An 18,085-nucleotide genomic window follows, 5' to 3' on the forward strand; every position below is an offset into this window, starting at 1 on the left:
ACTGACTACTGATAGCTGAAATCTAATCATTTAAATCCAATCTTTAGGATGCTGTAATACCTTGATTAATTTTTCTTCTTCACTTCCTTCTTCTGGCTTGTGGTCATACACCCATTGTACGTGTGGTGGTAAGCTCATCAAAATAGATTCGATTCTACCATTGGTTTTTAGCCCGAAAAGCGTGCCTTTGTCGTGAACTAAATTGAATTCTACATAACGTCCACGACGAATTTCTTGCCAAGTTCGTTGCGCTTCGGTATATGGTAAATCTTTTCGTCGCTCTACAATGGGAACATACGCTTCCAGAAAACTATTGCCAACTTCAGTTACAAAGTTATACCAATCTTCCATACTCATCTCATCATTTGCTTTGCAATAATCGAAAAATAATCCACCCAAACCACGAGCTTCATTTCGATGTGCGTTCCAAAAATAAGTGTCGCATTGTTTTTTATATTTTGGATAAAATTCTGAATTGTGTTTGTCGCAGGCCGTTTTACATGTTTGATGAAAATGTTTACCGTCTTCTTCAAATAAATAATAAGGTGTCAAATCTTGTCCGCCACCAAACCAACTGTTGATTACATTTCCGTTATCATCATACATTTCGAAATAGCGCCAATTGGCATGAACTGTTGGCACCATTGGATTTTTTGGATGAATAACCAAACTCAATCCGCAAGCAAAAAAATCGGCTTCACCTACGTTGAATAGTTTCTGCATCGTATCGGGTAATTTCCCGTGAACTGCCGAAATATTGACTCCTCCTTTTTCAAAAACAGCTCCGTTTTCAATAATGCGAGTTCTTCCGCCACCGCCTTCTGGTCGTTCCCAAATGTCTTCACGGAATTTTGCTACGCCATCGACTTTTTCTAGTTTGGAAGTGATTTGATTTTGGAGGTTTTGTATGTATTGGTAGAATTTATTTTTCATTATTTAATTATCTAAATAAATTTTAATGATTAATGGCAAACATAGCGATATTAGAAGAATCAAAAAACCAAAAAATGTATCTAAAAATTTTGTGTTCTTAGGTTTAAAATCCCATTTTGTTGTAATATAAATATTTCTTCCGTACAGCTTTAAAATTAAAAAATTAAAGAAATAAATTAAAACAATTGTAATCATGGGAGATATGTAAAATACATTTGCTTCGTATTGAATATTTAAAATACCTATTAGACTTAAAACAACTCCAAAAATGATATAATATCGAGCTTTTTTATTAAATAAATCATTATACCTGAATGTTTTTGGATTTAAACTTCTCCCTAAGGTTAAGAAAAAATTGAATCCAAAAGCTAATATAATTGGAAATAAAATTAGAATGTCTTTAATCATTTAGAAATTAAATCAATTAGTTGTATTAACGTCTAAAGTTAATAACTAAAAAACTATTGTTGATTACTTTCTATACTCCTTCACCGCCTCAATAAACGCTTTAGCGTGATCTACAGGGATATTGGGTAAAATTCCGTGACCAAGATTTACAATGTATTTGTCTTTTCCAAATTCGTCTATCATTTCATGAACCATTTTTTTGATAGTTGGAATAGGAGAAAGTAATCTGCTTGGATCAAAATTTCCTTGCAAAGTAATGTTTCCACCTGTTAAATAGCGAGCGTTTTGAGGCGAACAAGTCCAGTCTACACCAAGAGCCGAAGCTTTAGATTTTGACATTTCGTTGAGTGCAAACCAGCATCCTTTTCCAAATACAATAACTTTAGTCATATCTGCCAAAGCTTCTACAATTTGATTGATGTATTTCCAAGAAAACTCTTGATAATCTACAGGTGATAACATGCCACCCCAAGAGTCAAAAATTTGAATAGCATTGCAACCCGCTTTCACTTTTTCTTTTAAATATAAAATCGTTGTATCGGTAATTTTTTGCAATAAAGTGTGTGCTTCTATTGGGTTTGAGAAACAAAATCCTTTGGCAGTATCAAAGCTTTTCGAGCCTTTTCCTTCTACAACATAACAAAAAATTGTCCATGGTGAACCTGCAAAACCAATCAAGGGAACTTCATTGTTAAGCATTTCTTTTGTCAATTTTACAGCATCCATTACATAACCTAAAGTTTCTTCAATATTTGGAACTATAACTTGATTGATTTGTTCCATGCTACGAATTGGATTTGGAATTTGTGGTCCTAAATTGTCCTTTAATTCTACATGAATACCCATGGCGCGAGGCACTACCAATATATCTGAAAACAATATTGCAGCATCGGGTTTTACAATACGTATAGGTTGTACTGTAATTTCGGCAGCCAATTCGGGTGTTTCGCAACGCGTAAAGAAATCGTATTTATCGCGTAAAGCTCTAAATTCGGGTAAATATCTTCCAGCTTGACGCATCATCCATACAGGCGGACGTTCTACGGTTTCGTTGTTTAATGCTCTTAAAAAAAGGTCGTTTTTTATCATTGTTTTAGTTTTCAGCGTTTATAATTTTCTACAACTTCTGTAATCACATTTTCAACCGATGGTTTTGTTGCAATTATGATGTTTTTTATTTTGTTTTTATCTAATGCTTCTGCAGTGGTTGTTCCTATACAAAAGCACTTTTCGTTTTGTATTGTGTTTAATTTTAAATAACTCTCAACGCCCGATGGACTAAAAAATAATATGCCATCAACCTTTTCATTTATTTTTTTGGGCGTTAAATGTGTTTCATATACGTTTACCTCATTCAATATTATTTTGTTTTCTTTCAAGGTATTTGGCAACACATCTCGGCGCAAATTTCCACTAAAAAATGTGTAGCTTTCTTGGTTGTAAATCAAACTAATTATTTCGGCTAAATCTGCTGCATAACCTGTGTATGCAATAACATTGAATCCGTTTTTGGTTAATAATTCTTTGGTTTTTATTCCAACACAAAATGCATTCTTGTTTTTTAGTTCGTTACATTTTGGGTGGTCTAAAACACTTTGTACTGCATTTTGACTGGTAAAAATTAATGCCTCCCCCAACCCCTCCAAAGGAGGGGAGGTGTATTTAATAGAAATAAAATCTTCTTCTATCAGATTAATATTGGCATAGATTAAATCTTGCTTTTGATTTGATAATAGTTTTTTGGTAGATAATATGTTGATTGGTTTTGTCATGGTTGTTTGATTACAGATTTAAGAAATCAGAAAAACTTATTTCTTCAATTGTTTCTTTATGTTTGCCATTAACTCTGTTCCTCCATTATTTAAAATTTCTTGTGCTGTATTAAACCCTAGTTTTTTCCACTCTGAAACAGCTACCTTTTTTTCCACTTCTATTTTTTGTTTTCCATCAATAGACAATAAAACGCCTGTAAAAATTATAACATCTTCCTGCTCATTATAGCTTGCAATAGCTCCAATAGGTGCTGTACAACCGCCTTCTAAAGTACGTAGAAATTGACGTTCAATATGCGTGCATATTTCGGTTTCAATATGATTGAGTTGCGAAACAGTATCTACTATTTCTATATTGTCTACATGTGCTACAACAACCATAGCGCCTTGTGCAGGCGCAGGTATCATCCAATCTAGTTCAATATTGGTTTGTGGTTTTAAGTTCAATCGTTCTAATCCTGCTGCAGCAAATACAGCACCATTCCAATTGCTATCGTTTAGTTTTTGAAGGCGTGTATTTACATTTCCGCGCAAATCTACTACATTGTGTTGTGGGTATTTATGCAACCATTGTGCTTGTCTGCGTAAACTTCCTGTAGCAATGGTGCCTTCGTTGTTTAAAAAATCTAAACCTTCTTTATAAACGAGTATATCTTTTGTGTTCGCTCGTTCGAGTACTGCAACTTGTACAATATGATGAGGTAATGCTGTTGGCACATCTTTCATGGAATGTACAGCAATGTCTATTTCGTGCTGTAAGAGTGCTATATCTAATGTTTTTGTGAAAATGCCAGTAATGCCTAATTCGTAAAGAGGTTTATCTAAGATAATATCGCCTTGCGATTTTACGGCTACAATTTCGGTTTTACAACCTAAGTCGTTGAGTTGTTTTTCTACGGTTTTTGCCTGCCAAAGTGCTAATTCGCTATCGCGGGTTCCAATTCGTATGGTTTTTTGTTTCAAGTTTCAAGTTTGTTTAATTGTTCTCTAACTGAAATATTTTTTCAATCCAGTTAATGCTTTCGTCAATCATGGTGTTGTCATCTTTTAAATGATTAGCAAAATGATTGGTTATTTTTTGAATTATTCTAGCGCTAATAAGTTCGGCTTGTTCTTCATCAAAATTAGAAAGTTTTTTACGTTGGTAGTTTAGCTCACCTTCTTTTATGCTGTTTAATTTTGCTTTTAAGGCATGAATAGTAGGGGCAAATTTGCGTTGTTTTGTCCAGGCTAAAAACTCATCTTGTATTTCTTCAATAATAATTTCGGCAGCAGGAATATGTTGTTTTCTTTTTTCAAGAGTTTCATCGGTCATTTGTGAAAGCTGATCCATGTGTACTAGAGTTACTCCATCGATTTCTTCTACATTTGGATTTACATTTTTTGGAACAGATAAATCTAATATGACCAATGGTTTTTTTAGATTTAGTATTGTTCTATCTACCGTTGGGTTTTGTGCTCCTGTAGCGACTACCAATACATCTGCATTTTGTATTTCAAGTTGCAAATTGGCATAATCTTTTACAATAACGTTGAGTTTATTGGCTATTTTTTCGGCTTTGTCTTTTGTACGATTTATTAAGGTTATGTGGCTATGTTTTGTGTGTTTTACTAAATTTTCACAAGTATTTCTGCCTATTTTTCCTGTGCCAAAAAGCAAAATATTTTTATTGCTAATATTTTCTACATTTTCAAAAATGTAACGTACCGATGCAAATGAAACAGAAGTTGCCCCCGAAGAAATTTCGGTATCTGTTTTGATTTTTTTACTGGCTTGAATAACCGAGTTTACCAAGCGTTCTAAAAAAGCATTTACAAGATGATGATTTTTACTTTCTACAAAAGCATTTTTAAGTTGGCTAATAATTTCAAAATCACCAAGAATTTGACTATCTAAACCTGTTCCTACACGAAACATGTGGTTTACAGCATCTTTTCCTTTATATACATAGGCTACTTTTTGAAAATCTTCTACCGTGCCCAAGCTATTATCACATAATAATTTTATAAGCTGAAAAGGGTGTTGTGCAAACCCATAAATTTCAGTTCGATTACAAGTAGATGTAACAAGTAATGACGAAATACCTTCTTGCTTTGCTTGGTTTAGTAAATTATCTTTTGAGTTTGAGTCTAGGCTAAATTTACCACGCATTTCAGCATCGGCTTTTTTATAACTAAGCCCAATAGCATAAAATGATGCGTGTTTTACTATATTTCCGTTATCCATAAATTGCTTATTACCTAAAAGCAACACAAAAGTATTTTTTATTTATTTATAAAAATAACGCTAAAAGGTCTTTTTATGTCGCTCAATGTTTTTTTATTGCTTAGTAGAACTTTTTACGATATTTATACTATTTTTGTAAGTAATATAAGCCTTTCAAGATTTATTAAATAGAATTATTCTAAATAACAAAGTTCGATAGGGTTGTAAGTTATAATATAAAAAATACCGCTATGAGTTCTTTTGAAGAAATTAGTATAGAAAAAGATTTTATTTTATTTCGTTTTCAAAATAATGAAAATGAAAAAGTTACTTTTCAAAAAAAAATACCGCAAGGATTAATACAATTTCATTTTGGATTGAAAGGAAAAGGTAAATTCATCTTTAATCAAGGAGGCTACTCTATTGATTTAAACGAAGAAAAAAGTATGCTTTTTTACAATCCGCAAAAAGAATTACCGCTACATTTAGAGTTGCACCCCAATTCGTGGGTGATTTCTATAGTAATTTCTATTAAAAAATTTCACGGACTTTTTTCAAATCAAGCCGAACATATACCTTTTTTAAGCGAAGAAAACAAAGACCGAAAGTATTATAAAGAAACCAATATAAGCCCTTCAATGGCTATTGTATTAAATCAACTGTTTCATTACCACCTTAATCCGTCTATAAAAAATTTGTATTATAAGGGCAAAGCTTACGAATTGTTAAGTTTATACTTTAACCGATCTGAAGATGCCAATGTAGAACAGTGCCCATTTTTGATAGATGAAGAAAATGTGTTAAAAATACGAAAAGCCAAAGAAATCGTTCTAGAAAATATGGCCGAACCGCCTACTCTAGAGGTGCTTTCCGAACAAGTAGGGCTGAGTTTAAAAAAGCTTAAATTAGGATTCAAGCAAATTTATGGCGATACAGTTTATGGATTTTTGTTTGATTATAAAATGGAATATGCAAGACAATTGCTCGATAGCGGTTCATACAACGTAAACGAAGTTGGGCTAAAAATAGGCTACAGTACAGCCAGCCATTTTATTGCAGCTTTTAAGAAAAAATTTGGCATAACGCCAAAAAAATATTTATTGAATTTGAATGTAAATATGTGATGAGAAATATAGTTTTTATAATTATCTTTTCTGTGTTTTTTTTAAATTGTGCAACAATTAAAGATCCTTCGTTTAAAGAAATCTTAGATAATGCTCAGCATGATATCAAAGTTGATTCGATAAAAAGTTTTACTTCTGGATTGCCTTTTATTCCTCCTGTAAGGGTTAATAATCTAGATGACATAAAACGATACAATGAGTTTATAAATAAAAATGAAAAAGTAAACACTATTTTTTCTAAATATGGATTATACAAATATAATTTAGGTTGTGTAATTGATAATCAAACAAAAATATTGTCAAAAAAATACAACAAAGCAACTAAAGATTATCTTTTACAACGAAATGGTAAAAACTGGGAACAAAAAATGAAAAAACAAATAGATAGTATTATAAATAAATGAAAGGAGCATTACTTATAAACCTTGGTTCGCCCGATAGCCCAGAACCAAAAGATGTAAAAAAATATTTAGACCAATTTCTTATGGACGAACGTGTAATAGATTTACCCTATTTATTACGCGCTTTTTTGGTAAAAGGAATAATACTCAATACACGACCAAAAAAATCGGCCGCTGCCTACAAAAAAATATGGTGGCAAGATGGTTCTCCACTTATTGTTTTATCCAAAAAGTTACTAGAAAAAGTACAAAAACAGCTCGATATTCCAGTAGCGCTAGCTATGCGTTACGGAAACCCTTCTATAGAAAACGGGTTGCAAGAATTGCATAACAAAGGTGTTACCGAAGTGCTACTTATTCCTTTGTATCCTCAGTTTGCTATGGCAACAACCGAAACTATTTTGGTATTGGCAGAAAAAATTAGGAAAGAAAAATTTCCTGCCATGAAGTTTAGCACAATTCCTGCTTTTTACAACCGAGAAGAATACATAGAAAACCTAGCAAAATCTGTTGATGTAGAATTACAAAAACACACTTTTGACTATGTTTTATTTTCCTATCACGGTGTACCCGAACGCCACATAAAAAAATCAGACATAACCAAAAGTCATTGTAAAATAGACGGTCAATGTTGTGCGTCGTCATCTCCAGCACACGAATTTTGCTACCGACACCAATGTTACGAAACCACAAAACAAGTGGTTACTAAGCTAAATTTAAAAGAAGGAACTTACAGCACTTCGTTTCAATCGCGCTTGGGTAGAGATCCTTGGTTACAGCCTTATACCGATGCTACTATTGATGGTTTGGCACAAAAAGGCATAAAAAACTTGGCAGTTGTAACTCCTGCTTTTGTGAGCGATTGTTTAGAAACCTTAGAAGAAATTGGCATGGAAGCAGCGCACAGTTTTAAAGAAAACGGCGGAGCATATTTTAAAGCAATTCCGTGTTTGAATGATAATGATGATTGGGCAAAAACAGTTGCAAATTGGATTGAGAAATGGAAAAAAAATTAACAATATACTTCGATACACATCTTTTTATTATCAAAATACTCGTGCTTTTGCTATTATTAGGATTTGGAGTTTATTTTCTTTCTATACAATCATTTCTTTATGCAACACTTCTTTTTATTTTTAGTATACCAATACTATTATTTAAAGGCATTCAAATCGATTTATTAAACCAACAAATTCGTTTTTTTAGTTCCTTTTTAGGAATAAAATTTGGAAAATGGAAACCAATACCAAAATTAAAGTATATTTCCGTTTTCTCAATTTTAGAGAAAACACTTTGTGAAGAGAGTACAAATAGATACTTTTATGGTAAGGGATATCAGGTAAATTTGTTTGATGAAAACGAAATGCATTACACTATTTTTGAAAGTGATAATAGAATGAAAGCTATAAAATTTGCATATAAAATTAATAAAACCTTGAATCTAGAGATTCATGATAAAACCAAATAAATGGAACTTTACAACTACATAAAATCATTACATTTAATATTTGTGATTACTTGGTTTGCAGGTTTGTTTTATATTGTACGCTTGTTTGTATATCAAGCAGAAGCGTTTCAAAAAACAGAACCCGAAAAAACCATTCTGCTCAATCAATATAAAATAATGAGTTATCGTTTATGGTACATTATTGCATGGCCTAGCGCTGTTTTGGCAAGTTTTTTTGCTTTTTGGATGATTTTTTTTACCCCTATTGGCAACGCTTGGCTATCTATGACATGGATGCATGTAAAACTCGCTTTTGTTTTGGTATTGTATTTGTATCACTGGAAATGCCATCAACTATTTAAACAATTGCAAAACGACACGTGTAATCATTCTTCAAATTTTTTTCGACTTTGGAACGAAGTAGCGACCATTATACTTTTTGCTGTAGTATTTTTAGTAATTTTAAAAAATGCTATCAATTGGGTTTATGGCGTTGTTGATATCGTTTTGTTTTCAATACTTATTATGTTAGGTTTTAAATTTTATAAAAAAATAAGAGAGAAAAAGTAAAAAGGCAATAGTAAAAAGCAATGAGTTTCAACTAATGCCGAATACCTAAAAATGTTAAAAAACTTCAAAATATCAATGCTTTCGCTCCGTATCAGGATATTCCTGTCTATGGTAGTATTGATTCTTATTGCCTCTACATTGTTGGCTTATATGTCTGTTATTCAGTTCAAAAATGAAGCACGCAGTTACCAACAAGAGCGTATGGAGCGCAAAGAAGACGCAGTAAAAGAACATATAAACTACGTGCTTGCCAATACAACTTACCCACTTACAGAGCGAAATTTACCCTACATTTTTAAAGACAAAATACACGAGCTTGCCGATATTCATAATATAGAAATCAATATTTATTCATTAGAAGGAAAACTACTCAAATCGTCCAAAGCCTCTTTTTCTATAGACAGCATTTCGCCACCTATACCAAAATATGTTTTAAAATTGGTACAATCGAGCATTGAAAAAAGATACATTGACATTAAAAACGTAGAGGGTGTAAAAATTAGATCATCGTACACTCAAATAAAAGACGATAAATTTAAGCCGCTAGGCATACTTAATTTACCGTATGCCGAAGATGATAGTTTTTACCAAAACGAAATACAAGAGTTTCTTATTAGATTGTCTCAAGTATACCTATTAATGATTCTTATTTCTTTTGGACTTGCTTATTTTTTAGCGAGTTACATTACCAAAACCCTAAAAACTATTTCCGATAAAATTAATGAAACAAGCCTAAACCAAAAAAACGAAAAAATTGTTATTGAAGCCAACAGCCGTGAAATAAACTCGCTCATTAATGCCTACAACAAAATGGTAGATAAGCTTGAAGAAAGCGCCACGATGCTGGCACAAAGCGAGCGCGAACAAGCTTGGAGAGAAATGGCAAAACAAGTGGCACACGAAATTAAAAACCCGCTTACACCCATGCGCTTAACAGTGCAAAGTTTTGAAAGAAAGTTTGACGAAAACGATCCAAACCTGCGCCAAAAACTCAACGATTATACCAAAACTCTTATCCAGCAAATAGATACAATGACAGCCGTTGCATCTGCGTTTTCAAACTTTGCATCTATGCCTGCTCAGCAAAACGAAACGCTTAATGTAGTAGAAGTGGTAGAATTTTCATTGGATATTTTTAATGAAGACTACATACATTTTTACAGCGACGAGGAAGAAATTATTACCATAATGGATAGAACTCAACTCATAAGAATCATCACCAATTTAGTAAAAAACGCCATACAATCTATACCCGAAAACCAAAACGAAAAATCGATACATGTTACCGTAAAACAGCTTGAAAACCAAGTTCAAATAGCCGTTACCGATAACGGAATAGGCATACCACCTGAATTTCGAGACCGTATATTTGAACCAAAATTTACCACCAAAACAAGCGGTATGGGGTTGGGCTTAGGTATTATAAAAAACATTATAGAAAATTACAAAGGAACTATTACATTTGAAACCCAAGTAGCCAAAGGCACCACTTTTATAGTGAGTTTACCTATCTTAAAATAAATTTTATAATTTTATAAGCGAAAGGCATGGGCATTTTCAACCAACCATATTCCCGCTTTACGTTGCAATCTTTTGTTATTTCGTAACCTCAAAAACAAAAGGATTTCCACTACAATCGGGGCTAAAAAAGTAAACCATAAACCACAACAAACCAAATTAATATGACATTTGAAAACCTATTGGTAACCACCGAAAATCAAATTGCACAAATTACCATCAATCGTCCATCAAAACTCAATGCGCTTAACAAAGCTACTATTTTAGAACTTCACCAAGCATTTACATCATTAGAACAAAACCCAGATGTAAGAGCAATTATTATTACAGGTTCTGGCGAAAAAGCCTTTGTAGCTGGAGCCGATATTTCAGAATTTGCAAATTTTTCTGTAGAAGAAGGCGCACAACTAGCCGCACAAGGACAAGAACTATTGTTTGATTTTGTAGAAAAACTAAAAACGCCAGTGATAGCAGCCATCAATGGCTTTGCACTCGGTGGCGGCCTAGAACTCGCCATGGCGTGTCATTTTAGAACCGCTTCAGACAACGCCAAAATGGGACTGCCCGAAGTAACACTCGGAGTAATACCAGGCTACGGAGGCACACAGCGTTTACCACAACTTGTAGGTAAAGGTCGCGCTATGGAAATGATAATGACAGCCTCGATGATCGATGCAGAAACAGCCAAAGAATATGGCCTTGTAAATCATGTTTACAAACAAGAATTCTTAGTAGAAGAAACACTAAGTATTGCTCAAAAAATCGTAAAAAATTCTCCAGTAGCACTAAGCAAAGCTATAAAATCTATTAACGCAGGCTTTAAGCACGATGTAGACGGCTACGATGTAGAAATTAGAAATTTTGGAAAATGTTTTGGAACAGAAGATTTTAAAGAAGGAACAACTGCATTTTTAGAAAAGAGAAAAGCCGACTTTAAAGGAAACTAGTTTTTGTGGTTTATTAAAAACCATTTATAATAGTAGTTCATTATATTTTAGACTATTCTAACTTACTTATAAGATAGAATACTAATTTTCTCCATCCCATTCAGCATAAAATTGTGCTAAAAATCGTTCCATAAAAACATGACGGTTTTTAGCCAATTTTTTTCCAGTTTCAGTATTCATTTTATCTTTTAGCAACAACAATTTTTCGTAAAAATGATTGATTGTAGGCGCTTCACTTTTTTTATACTCTTCTTTGGTCATGTTTATTTTAGGGGCAATCTCTGGATTATAAATACTTCTATTTTTATAGCCTCCATAATTAAATGTGCGAGCAATACCAATGGCTCCTATAGCGTCGAGTCTGTCGGCATCTTGCACTATTTGCAACTCTATAGAATTAAATGGTTTTTCAAAATTGCCTCCTTTGAAGGATATGTTTTCGATAATTTGTACTACATGCTCAACATCTTCAGACGCAATACTTAATGAAGCTAAGAATTCTCTAGCTTTTTTTGGGCCGATAGTTTCGTCGCCATCATGAAATTTACTATCGGCAATATCGTGCAAAAGAGCAGCTAGTTTTACAACTGTAATATTGCATTTTTCTTCTCTAGCAATAAGTAATGCGTTTTTGTATACCCTTTCAATATGGTACCAATCATGCCCTCCTTCGGCATATTTCAACTCTTTTTTTACAAAACTTTTAGTTACTTCAAATATCATAGCGCAAAAATAGTATGATTTTAGAATTTGTGGATTGCTTTAAAAGTTTATTTATTAATCAATTACTTACAAAGAGCAGTATTAATCACCAAAAACTTATTAAATTTTTACCAAATATTATAGTTTAAAGCTTTTTTTATTAATGAAAAAACAATAATATAAAAATTTTAAGTAATTTTAACAAAAACCTTAAAGATATGAAACACTACAACTTACTACTATTTTTTTGGGTTCAAATTGCTTTTAGTCAAATAGGTATTGGAACAACAAGTCCAGATGCCTCAGCAATTTTAGACATTCAATCTTCTACCAACAATCAAGGAGTATTATTACCTCGATTAACAAAAGCACAAATAGAGGCAATAGTTAGTCCTGCTACAGGTTTGATGGTTTATTGTACTACAACAAATAAAATTGCTGTAAATGCAGGAACACCGAGTTCTCCATCTTGGAAACAACTTGTTTATGAAAACCTAGGTTCTTTAGGTTTTAAAAATGTTTATTCATATACTGGTTCCGACCAATCATTTACTGTACCTGCTGGAGTTACCTCTTTAAACGTTAAAATATGGGGAGCTGGTGGCGGAGGTTCATATGGTTCTGGAGGCTCTGGAGCTTTTATTTCAGGAACACTTACTGTAACACCTGGTCAAACTTTAATAATAGCTGTAGGAAAAGGAGGCGCATATAGTACAAGCGGCGTAGCAGGAGGTTATGGCGGAGGCGCATCAAGCGGTCCAGGAGGAGGTTCGGGAGGGGGTTATAGTGGCATATTTAATAATTCAGTATCGTTAACTAATACATTAGTAATTTGTGGCGGAGGTGGCGGAGGTGGCTATTTTGATTTTTCAACCTATGGTGGCGGAGGCGGTGCTACAACAGGAATATCGGCGGGCAATTATAGTGCTTCATACACCGGAGGAACTGGAGGTACCACTTCAACTGGTGGTGCGGGAGGAATTTATAATGGTAGCCCAACAAACCCAAGGAATGGTACTGCTGGTACTGCTTTACAAGGAGGTAGTGGAAATGCTGCATACAGCTATGGCGGTGGCGGTGGCGGTGGCGGTTATTATGGCGGTGGCGGTGGCTACGGAGGTAACTCTCCTTCTTTTTACTCTTCTGGCGGCGGTGGCGGAAGTTCGTATTATTCTGGGTCTTTTACTTTATCAAGTAATGTAGCAGGAAATATTGACACTTCAGGAAATATTGTCTATCCACCTTCAAATACAGATCCAGATTATATAACTGGAATAGCTATTGGCGGAGGGGTTCCAAGTGGAACTGAACCAGGTGGAAATGGTCTAGTTGTCATTTCGTATTAAGAGCTTTACTTATTTTAATAAATAAGCAAGCATCATACTATCTACTTTACCATCGGGCAATAAATTGTGTTTTAATTCAAATTGCCCGACTGCTTTTTGTGTAATATCTCTGTATAAACCGTCTACAGGAATTTTATATCCTTTTTGAACAAGCTTTTTTTGTAGCTCGTATACAAACGAATTGTAATCGCCAATTTTTAAACTATATTTTTCTGGATTGGTCCTATAGGTTTGTATTAAAAAGTTATTGGAAAGCCAGTCGTTATATTTTATTGTACTTCCTGTTTGTTCACAAACTTGTACGTCTTGATTATTAAACCCTTGTTTTTTAAGTTGTGCCGAAAAAGACAGCTTGTTTTCTAAGCGTTTTACTTCGGCTAATTTTTTATTGTATTCTAACAAAGCATCTTTGGTTTCTTGAGTGTCGTTTTGTGGCAAACGTACATCAATGCTATTTTCTGCCCATTGCATTCGAACATAACTATTTAATTCTTCTACTGCTCGGTAATAATTGGTTATTACAGATGTGTCATAATAGTTTAAATCGAGTGTTGCTTGGGTTTTATATTCGCTTTTTACACCATGAAATCTTTGATAGTTGGTATAAACATGAATGCCTATAAATAGGACTATGATAGACAGTAAAAGTATAATAAGTTGTTTCATTTAGAATAAAAAATTAAAATGCAAAAATAGAGATAATTACGGTTGAATGTCTTTTATTTTTAATTGCAAATTTACAACACCATTAAATTCGTTTTCTTCAATAGAAAATACAGCGTTAAACACTTGTTGATTTTGAACCAAATTTATTTTATCTCCCAATCCAAAACCAATAGCATCTATACCAACACTGTTAGGCTGTTTTATAAAAAGTTTTAAATGTTCATTGTTTTTTCCCATTTGTTTAGCAAAGCCCGTATCTTTTAAATTTTTGGCTACAAAAACAGGTGTCATGTTTTGCGGGCCAAAAGGTTCAAATTGTTTTAAAATCCTTAAAAATTTTGGGGTAATTTTATCGAAATCCAATTCCATATCGATACTCAATTCTGGGCTACGTAATTCTTCAGGAATTGTTTTTTTTACTTCTTGTTCAAAAGCGTGTTTAAAATTCAAAAAATTATCTTCTTGCAAAGTCATACCTGCCGCATACATGTGCCCGCCAAATTGTTCTAAATGTTGTGCACAATTTTCCAAGGCTTTGTAAACATCAAACCCTTTTACAGAGCGTGCCGAACCTGCCAATTTAGTATCACTTTTTGTAAATACAATAGTAGGTCTGTAATAATTTTCTATAAGTCTAGAGGCAACAATACCTATCACTCCTTTATGCCAATGTGGTTGGTATACTACTGTAGTGTAGTTTTCTTGCTCGTTGTTTAATTGTATAAGTTCTAATGCCTCTGTTGTGATTTGTTTGTCTATATCTTTTCTATCTGAATTATGTTGTTCTATTTCTGTGGCAAAAATTTCAGCTTGATTTATGTTAAACTCTGTAAGCAATGCCACAGCTTCATTGCCATGTTTTATTCTACCTGCTGCATTTATTCGTGGAGCAATAATAAAAACAACATCAGAAATGGTGAGGTATTGCTTTTTTAAGTTTTGAATGAGCGCTTTTATTCCTGGTCGAGGGTTGGAATTAATAACCTCTAATCCTAATTTTGCCAATACTCTATTTTCGCCCGTTATGGGTACAATATCTGCTGCTATGGCTGTGGCTACTAAGTCTAGGTAAGGCATTAAATCAATATCGCTTTGCTTTTTATTTTTTGCTAATGCCTGAATTAGTTTAAAACCGATGCCACAACCACAAAGTTCTTTGTAAGGATATGTACAATCTTGTCTTTTTGGGTCTAAAACAGCTATAGCAGAAGGCAATACATCTGCAGGAAGGTGATGATCGCAGATAATAAAATCTATATTTTTTTGAAGTGCATAGTGTACATGTTCTATAGATTTTATACCACAATCTAGTGCGATAATAAGAGAAAAATCATTATCGTGTGCAAAATCTATTCCTTGAAACGATACACCGTAACCTTCTGTATATCTATCGGGTATATAAGTCGCTATGTTTTTATAGTAATTTTTTAAATATGAACTAACCAAAGCAACGGCAGTTGTACCATCTACATCATAATCGCCAAAAATTAAGATATTTTCATTGTTGGCTATCGCTTTTTCTATTCTTGCTACAGCTTTATCCATGTCTTTCATAAGATATGGATTGTGCAAATCATGCCATGTTGGTCTAAAGAACTGCTTGGCTTGTTCGTAGGTTTCTATACCTCTATGCAATAATAATGTAGCAATAGTAGTATCTACCTGAAGCTCGTTTTGTAAGTGTTGTAATTTTTGAGTGTTTGGTGTTGATTGAATATTCCAGCGCATAGTTTATTTTTTACCTCCTACCACAGCAACTATTTCGCCTTTAGGAGGTTTGTTTTCAAAATGTTGTAGTACTTCTTGTGCCGAACCTCTTATGGTTTCTTCGTGCAGTTTTGATAACTCTCTAGAGATAGATACGGGGCGTTCGGCTCCAAAATATTGTATAAATTCGGTTAATGTTTTTATTAATTTATGTGGTGATACATAAAAAATCATCGTTCTAGATTCTTCGGCTAATTGTAAAAAACGGGTTTGGCGTCCTTTTTTTTCAGGTAAAAATCCTTCAAATAAAAACCGGTCATTGGGTAAACCGCTGTTTACTAAAGCAGGTACAAAAGCAGTAGCGCCAGGTAAGCAATCTACTATAATTTGATGTTCTACACAAGCTCGTGTTAGTAAAAATCCTGGATCTGAAATAGCAGGTGTGCCAGCATCTGAGATTAAAGCTACAGTTTTTCCAGATTGTATTTGTTGTACAATATGGTCTACTGTTTTATGTTCGTTGTGCATATGATGGCTGTACATTGGCGTTGAAATCTCGAAATGTTTGAGTAGTTTTCCGCTTGTACGGGTATCTTCGGCTAAAATTATGTCGGCTTCTTGGAGTACTTTTATAGCTCTAAAAGTCATATCGTCTAGATTGCCTATGGGTGTGGGTACTATGTATAACTTAGACATAATGTGGGTTTGTGTGAGCGATGGAACGATTGTTTGAGCTCTTTTTATTTGTTTTGAATAAAATAAATAAAAAAGCGAGTCGTGAGAGCGCGACCCAAAGGGGCACACCCAAATTATTAACTAAAATGTTTTTGGAGTACGTCTAGAAAACGGGCTTCGTATTCTTCTTTTCCTTCCCAATTGTTGTAATCTGGTTTAACGATATCGGCAATAAAATCGTAGGCTTCAAAAAAGCTTGTGAGTGTGTTAAGTTGCGAAATTACTCTGTTGTAATCTTCGTTATTACCGTTGAATAAATTGCTTACAAAGGCAATTTTATCGTTAAGCCCTATGCTAATTCCTAGTTTATTTACATCGGTAGCTTTGTATTCGTTTGGTTTTACAAACACAGGGTCTTTGTACTCTTGGCCTAATAGTTCTTCAAATGAAGCAGCTACAGACTTGGAGGTGTTTTTGTTTATAGGTGGTGTTGGCAAAGGTTGTTCGTCTATCTCTACAGGATTTTCTAGTACTGTTTTTTGTATTTCGAGCTCTTGAATAGGTTGTTCTTCGGGCTCTACAACAGGCGTAGTTGTAGGTTTTATCGATTCTGGTTCTAAGCTTACGGTTTGTGTAATGGTAGCTGGCGCAGATTTCATTTTGGCTTCCAATTGCTGAAAAATAGATTCTTCGGGAATATCTTGTGTATCGCTTTCATAGCTTTCGTAATAAAACTTTAATATGGATAACGATTCATAAAGTTTTTGAGATTCTGTATGAAGTTGATAAATTTCTGCATTATTTTTTAATTTCAATATACGGTGCGCAATACTAACCAGTTCTGCCTGAATCATTTTTTTCATAAAATCTGTTTTTTGTTAAGTATAAAGCTCTATTTGTTTGTTTTTTAGTCTTTTACCAAAAAAAAGTGTAAAAGTTTTTAGTTTTCTAAGCAATCTAGTACAGAATTTTGATACTTTTGTTTTGTACAAATGTAACAGAAAATACTTATTTTTTACTAAAAAGATACTACTAAATGTTTCTAGAAAATACCGTAAACCATAAAGAGCAATTTGGCTGGATAGAAGTAATATGCGGATCGATGTTTTCCGGTAAAACGGAAGAATTGATAAGAAGATTAAAACGAGCTCAATTTGCCAAGCAAAAAGTAGAAATATTTAAACCAGCCATAGATACTAGGTATGATGAAGAAATGGTGGTATCGCATAACAAAAACGAAATACGCTCTACACCTGTACCAGCAGCAGCCAACATTTCTATTTTAGCACAAGGTTGTGATGTTGTGGGTATAGACGAAGCCCAGTTTTTTGACGATGAGATTGTAAAAATATGCAACGATTTGGCCAATTCGGGTATACGAGTAATTGTTGCGGGGCTCGATATGGATTTTAAAGGTAATCCATTTGGTCCTATGCCTGCACTAATGGCTACAGCCGAGTATGTTACCAAAGTACATGCGGTGTGTACACGTACAGGTAATTTGGCACACTATAGTTTTAGAAAAGCTGATAGCGACAGTTTGGTATTACTTGGAGAAACAGAAGAATACGAACCTTTGAGTAGAGCTGCCTATTTTAAAGCGATGAGAGAAAATATAGATGTGAAAGATGCAGAAAATATTTCGGATAACTTAAAATAAACA

General features: G+C 33.7%; 19 protein-coding genes. 9 read left to right on the forward strand and 10 right to left on the reverse strand.

Going from position 1 to position 18,085, the window contains the following annotated elements; translation table 11 throughout:
* Positions 1-30: 30 nt before the first annotated feature.
* From hemF to hemA, 5 genes are all read right to left on the reverse strand, one after another.
* Entirely contained in the window at positions 31-933 is a 903-nt protein-coding gene (gene hemF, locus Q361_RS00685; protein ID WP_103724782.1) for an oxygen-dependent coproporphyrinogen oxidase, read from the reverse strand.
* A 471-nt stretch (positions 934-1,404) separates the two neighbouring features.
* Positions 1,405-2,430, reverse strand: coding sequence for a uroporphyrinogen decarboxylase (hemE, locus tag Q361_RS00695; RefSeq protein WP_103724784.1), 1,026 nt, complete (start codon positions 2,428-2,430; stop codon positions 1,405-1,407).
* Positions 2,431-2,441: 11 nt separating this feature from the next.
* On the reverse strand, positions 2,442-3,113 hold the full coding sequence (locus tag Q361_RS00700; RefSeq protein ID WP_103724785.1) for a uroporphyrinogen-III synthase: 672 nt from the start codon (positions 3,111-3,113) through the stop codon (positions 2,442-2,444).
* Positions 3,114-3,149: 36 nt separating this feature from the next.
* Positions 3,150-4,076 carry a hydroxymethylbilane synthase gene (gene hemC / locus Q361_RS00705; protein WP_103724786.1) on the reverse strand — a complete coding sequence of 309 codons (927 nt, stop codon included), beginning with the start codon at positions 4,074-4,076 and terminating at the stop codon, positions 3,150-3,152.
* Positions 4,077-4,089: 13 nt separating this feature from the next.
* The gene (hemA, locus tag Q361_RS00710; protein WP_103724787.1) at positions 4,090-5,340 is read right to left on the reverse strand and encodes a glutamyl-tRNA reductase; all 1,251 of its coding nucleotides are present in this window, start codon (positions 5,338-5,340) and stop codon (positions 4,090-4,092) included.
* Positions 5,341-5,570: 230 nt separating this feature from the next.
* Here hemA and Q361_RS00715 point away from each other — a divergent pair, with 230 nt between their 5' ends.
* The 7 genes from Q361_RS00715 (at position 5,571) to Q361_RS00745 (ending at position 11,326) form a co-directional block, all read left to right on the forward strand.
* Positions 5,571-6,443 carry a helix-turn-helix transcriptional regulator gene (locus Q361_RS00715; RefSeq protein WP_103724788.1) on the forward strand — a complete coding sequence of 291 codons (873 nt, stop codon included), beginning with the start codon at positions 5,571-5,573 and terminating at the stop codon, positions 6,441-6,443.
* Positions 6,443-6,847, forward strand: coding sequence for an FEKKY domain-containing protein (locus tag Q361_RS00720; RefSeq protein WP_103724789.1), 405 nt, complete (start codon positions 6,443-6,445; stop codon positions 6,845-6,847). Before Q361_RS00715 ends, Q361_RS00720 begins: the two co-directional genes overlap by 1 nt.
* Complete coding sequence (hemH, locus tag Q361_RS00725; RefSeq protein WP_103724790.1) at positions 6,844-7,860, forward strand: ferrochelatase; 1,017 nt, start codon at positions 6,844-6,846, stop codon at positions 7,858-7,860. The genes Q361_RS00720 and hemH overlap by 4 nt, the downstream gene beginning before the upstream one ends.
* Positions 7,845-8,312, forward strand: a complete 468-nt coding sequence (locus Q361_RS00730; RefSeq protein ID WP_103724791.1) for a hypothetical protein — start codon at positions 7,845-7,847, stop codon at positions 8,310-8,312. The genes hemH and Q361_RS00730 overlap by 16 nt, the downstream gene beginning before the upstream one ends.
* Positions 8,313-8,861: a CopD family protein gene (locus Q361_RS00735; RefSeq protein WP_103724792.1), complete on the forward strand. Its 549-nt coding sequence runs from the start codon at positions 8,313-8,315 to the stop codon at positions 8,859-8,861. It abuts the gene before it with no gap.
* A gap of 108 nt (positions 8,862-8,969) precedes the next feature.
* Positions 8,970-10,382, forward strand: coding sequence for a sensor histidine kinase (locus Q361_RS00740; RefSeq protein WP_103724793.1), 1,413 nt, complete (start codon positions 8,970-8,972; stop codon positions 10,380-10,382).
* 161 nt (positions 10,383-10,543) lie between these two features.
* Positions 10,544-11,326 carry an enoyl-CoA hydratase/isomerase family protein gene (locus tag Q361_RS00745; RefSeq protein WP_103724794.1) on the forward strand — a complete coding sequence of 261 codons (783 nt, stop codon included), beginning with the start codon at positions 10,544-10,546 and terminating at the stop codon, positions 11,324-11,326.
* Between the two features lie 81 nt (positions 11,327-11,407).
* Here Q361_RS00745 and Q361_RS00750 read toward each other — a convergent pair whose 3' ends face one another.
* Complete coding sequence (locus Q361_RS00750) at positions 11,408-12,049, reverse strand: HD domain-containing protein (RefSeq protein ID WP_103724795.1); 642 nt, start codon at positions 12,047-12,049, stop codon at positions 11,408-11,410.
* A gap of 197 nt (positions 12,050-12,246) precedes the next feature.
* Between Q361_RS00750 and Q361_RS00755 the strand changes: the two genes are divergently transcribed.
* Positions 12,247-13,374: a glycine-rich protein gene (locus Q361_RS00755; RefSeq protein WP_103724796.1), complete on the forward strand. Its 1,128-nt coding sequence runs from the start codon at positions 12,247-12,249 to the stop codon at positions 13,372-13,374.
* Positions 13,375-13,383: 9 nt separating this feature from the next.
* On the opposite strand, the gene Q361_RS00760 is transcribed toward Q361_RS00755, so the two are convergent.
* From Q361_RS00760 to Q361_RS00775, 4 genes are all read right to left on the reverse strand, one after another.
* Positions 13,384-14,040, reverse strand: coding sequence for a peptidoglycan-binding domain-containing protein (locus Q361_RS00760; protein WP_103724797.1), 657 nt, complete (start codon positions 14,038-14,040; stop codon positions 13,384-13,386).
* 36 nt (positions 14,041-14,076) lie between these two features.
* Positions 14,077-15,768 carry a single-stranded-DNA-specific exonuclease RecJ gene (gene recJ, locus Q361_RS00765; protein WP_103724798.1) on the reverse strand — a complete coding sequence of 564 codons (1,692 nt, stop codon included), beginning with the start codon at positions 15,766-15,768 and terminating at the stop codon, positions 14,077-14,079.
* A gap of 3 nt (positions 15,769-15,771) precedes the next feature.
* Positions 15,772-16,443, reverse strand: a complete 672-nt coding sequence (gene rsmI / locus Q361_RS00770) for a 16S rRNA (cytidine(1402)-2'-O)-methyltransferase (protein ID WP_103724946.1) — start codon at positions 16,441-16,443, stop codon at positions 15,772-15,774.
* Between the two features lie 116 nt (positions 16,444-16,559).
* The gene (locus Q361_RS00775) at positions 16,560-17,285 is read right to left on the reverse strand and encodes a hypothetical protein (RefSeq protein WP_103724799.1); all 726 of its coding nucleotides are present in this window, start codon (positions 17,283-17,285) and stop codon (positions 16,560-16,562) included.
* 173 nt (positions 17,286-17,458) lie between these two features.
* Here Q361_RS00775 and Q361_RS00780 point away from each other — a divergent pair, with 173 nt between their 5' ends.
* Positions 17,459-18,082, forward strand: a complete 624-nt coding sequence (locus tag Q361_RS00780) for a thymidine kinase (RefSeq protein ID WP_103724800.1) — start codon at positions 17,459-17,461, stop codon at positions 18,080-18,082.
* Positions 18,083-18,085: the final 3 nt, after the last annotated feature.

Source organism: Flavobacterium croceum DSM 17960 (assembly GCF_002917885.1).
Classification (GTDB): Bacteria; Bacteroidota; Bacteroidia; order Flavobacteriales; family Flavobacteriaceae; genus Flavobacterium; species Flavobacterium croceum.

What these genes read in the sequence shown, in the direction of transcription:
- hemF (WP_103724782.1), bottom strand. Translation starts at nt 933, where the DNA reads ATGAAAAATAAATTCTACCAATACATACAAAACCTCCAAAATCAAATC.
- hemE (WP_103724784.1), bottom strand. Translation starts at nt 2,430, where the DNA reads ATGATAAAAAACGACCTTTTTTTAAGAGCATTAAACAACGAAACCGTA.
- Q361_RS00700 (WP_103724785.1), bottom strand. Translation starts at nt 3,113, where the DNA reads ATGACAAAACCAATCAACATATTATCTACCAAAAAACTATTATCAAAT.
- hemA (WP_103724787.1), bottom strand. Translation starts at nt 5,340, where the DNA reads ATGGATAACGGAAATATAGTAAAACACGCATCATTTTATGCTATTGGG.
- Q361_RS00715 (WP_103724788.1), top strand. Translation starts at nt 5,571, where the DNA reads ATGAGTTCTTTTGAAGAAATTAGTATAGAAAAAGATTTTATTTTATTT.
- Q361_RS00720 (WP_103724789.1), top strand. Translation starts at nt 6,443, where the DNA reads ATGAGAAATATAGTTTTTATAATTATCTTTTCTGTGTTTTTTTTAAAT.
- hemH (WP_103724790.1), top strand. Translation starts at nt 6,844, where the DNA reads ATGAAAGGAGCATTACTTATAAACCTTGGTTCGCCCGATAGCCCAGAA.
- Q361_RS00730 (WP_103724791.1), top strand. Translation starts at nt 7,845, where the DNA reads ATGGAAAAAAAATTAACAATATACTTCGATACACATCTTTTTATTATC.
- Q361_RS00735 (WP_103724792.1), top strand. Translation starts at nt 8,313, where the DNA reads ATGGAACTTTACAACTACATAAAATCATTACATTTAATATTTGTGATT.
- Q361_RS00740 (WP_103724793.1), top strand. Translation starts at nt 8,970, where the DNA reads ATGGTAGTATTGATTCTTATTGCCTCTACATTGTTGGCTTATATGTCT.
- Q361_RS00745 (WP_103724794.1), top strand. Translation starts at nt 10,544, where the DNA reads ATGACATTTGAAAACCTATTGGTAACCACCGAAAATCAAATTGCACAA.
- Q361_RS00750 (WP_103724795.1), bottom strand. Translation starts at nt 12,049, where the DNA reads ATGATATTTGAAGTAACTAAAAGTTTTGTAAAAAAAGAGTTGAAATAT.
- Q361_RS00755 (WP_103724796.1), top strand. Translation starts at nt 12,247, where the DNA reads ATGAAACACTACAACTTACTACTATTTTTTTGGGTTCAAATTGCTTTT.
- Q361_RS00760 (WP_103724797.1), bottom strand. Translation starts at nt 14,040, where the DNA reads ATGAAACAACTTATTATACTTTTACTGTCTATCATAGTCCTATTTATA.
- recJ (WP_103724798.1), bottom strand. Translation starts at nt 15,768, where the DNA reads ATGCGCTGGAATATTCAATCAACACCAAACACTCAAAAATTACAACAC.
- rsmI (WP_103724946.1), bottom strand. Translation starts at nt 16,443, where the DNA reads ATGTCTAAGTTATACATAGTACCCACACCCATAGGCAATCTAGACGAT.
- Q361_RS00775 (WP_103724799.1), bottom strand. Translation starts at nt 17,285, where the DNA reads ATGAAAAAAATGATTCAGGCAGAACTGGTTAGTATTGCGCACCGTATA.
- Q361_RS00780 (WP_103724800.1), top strand. Translation starts at nt 17,459, where the DNA reads ATGTTTCTAGAAAATACCGTAAACCATAAAGAGCAATTTGGCTGGATA.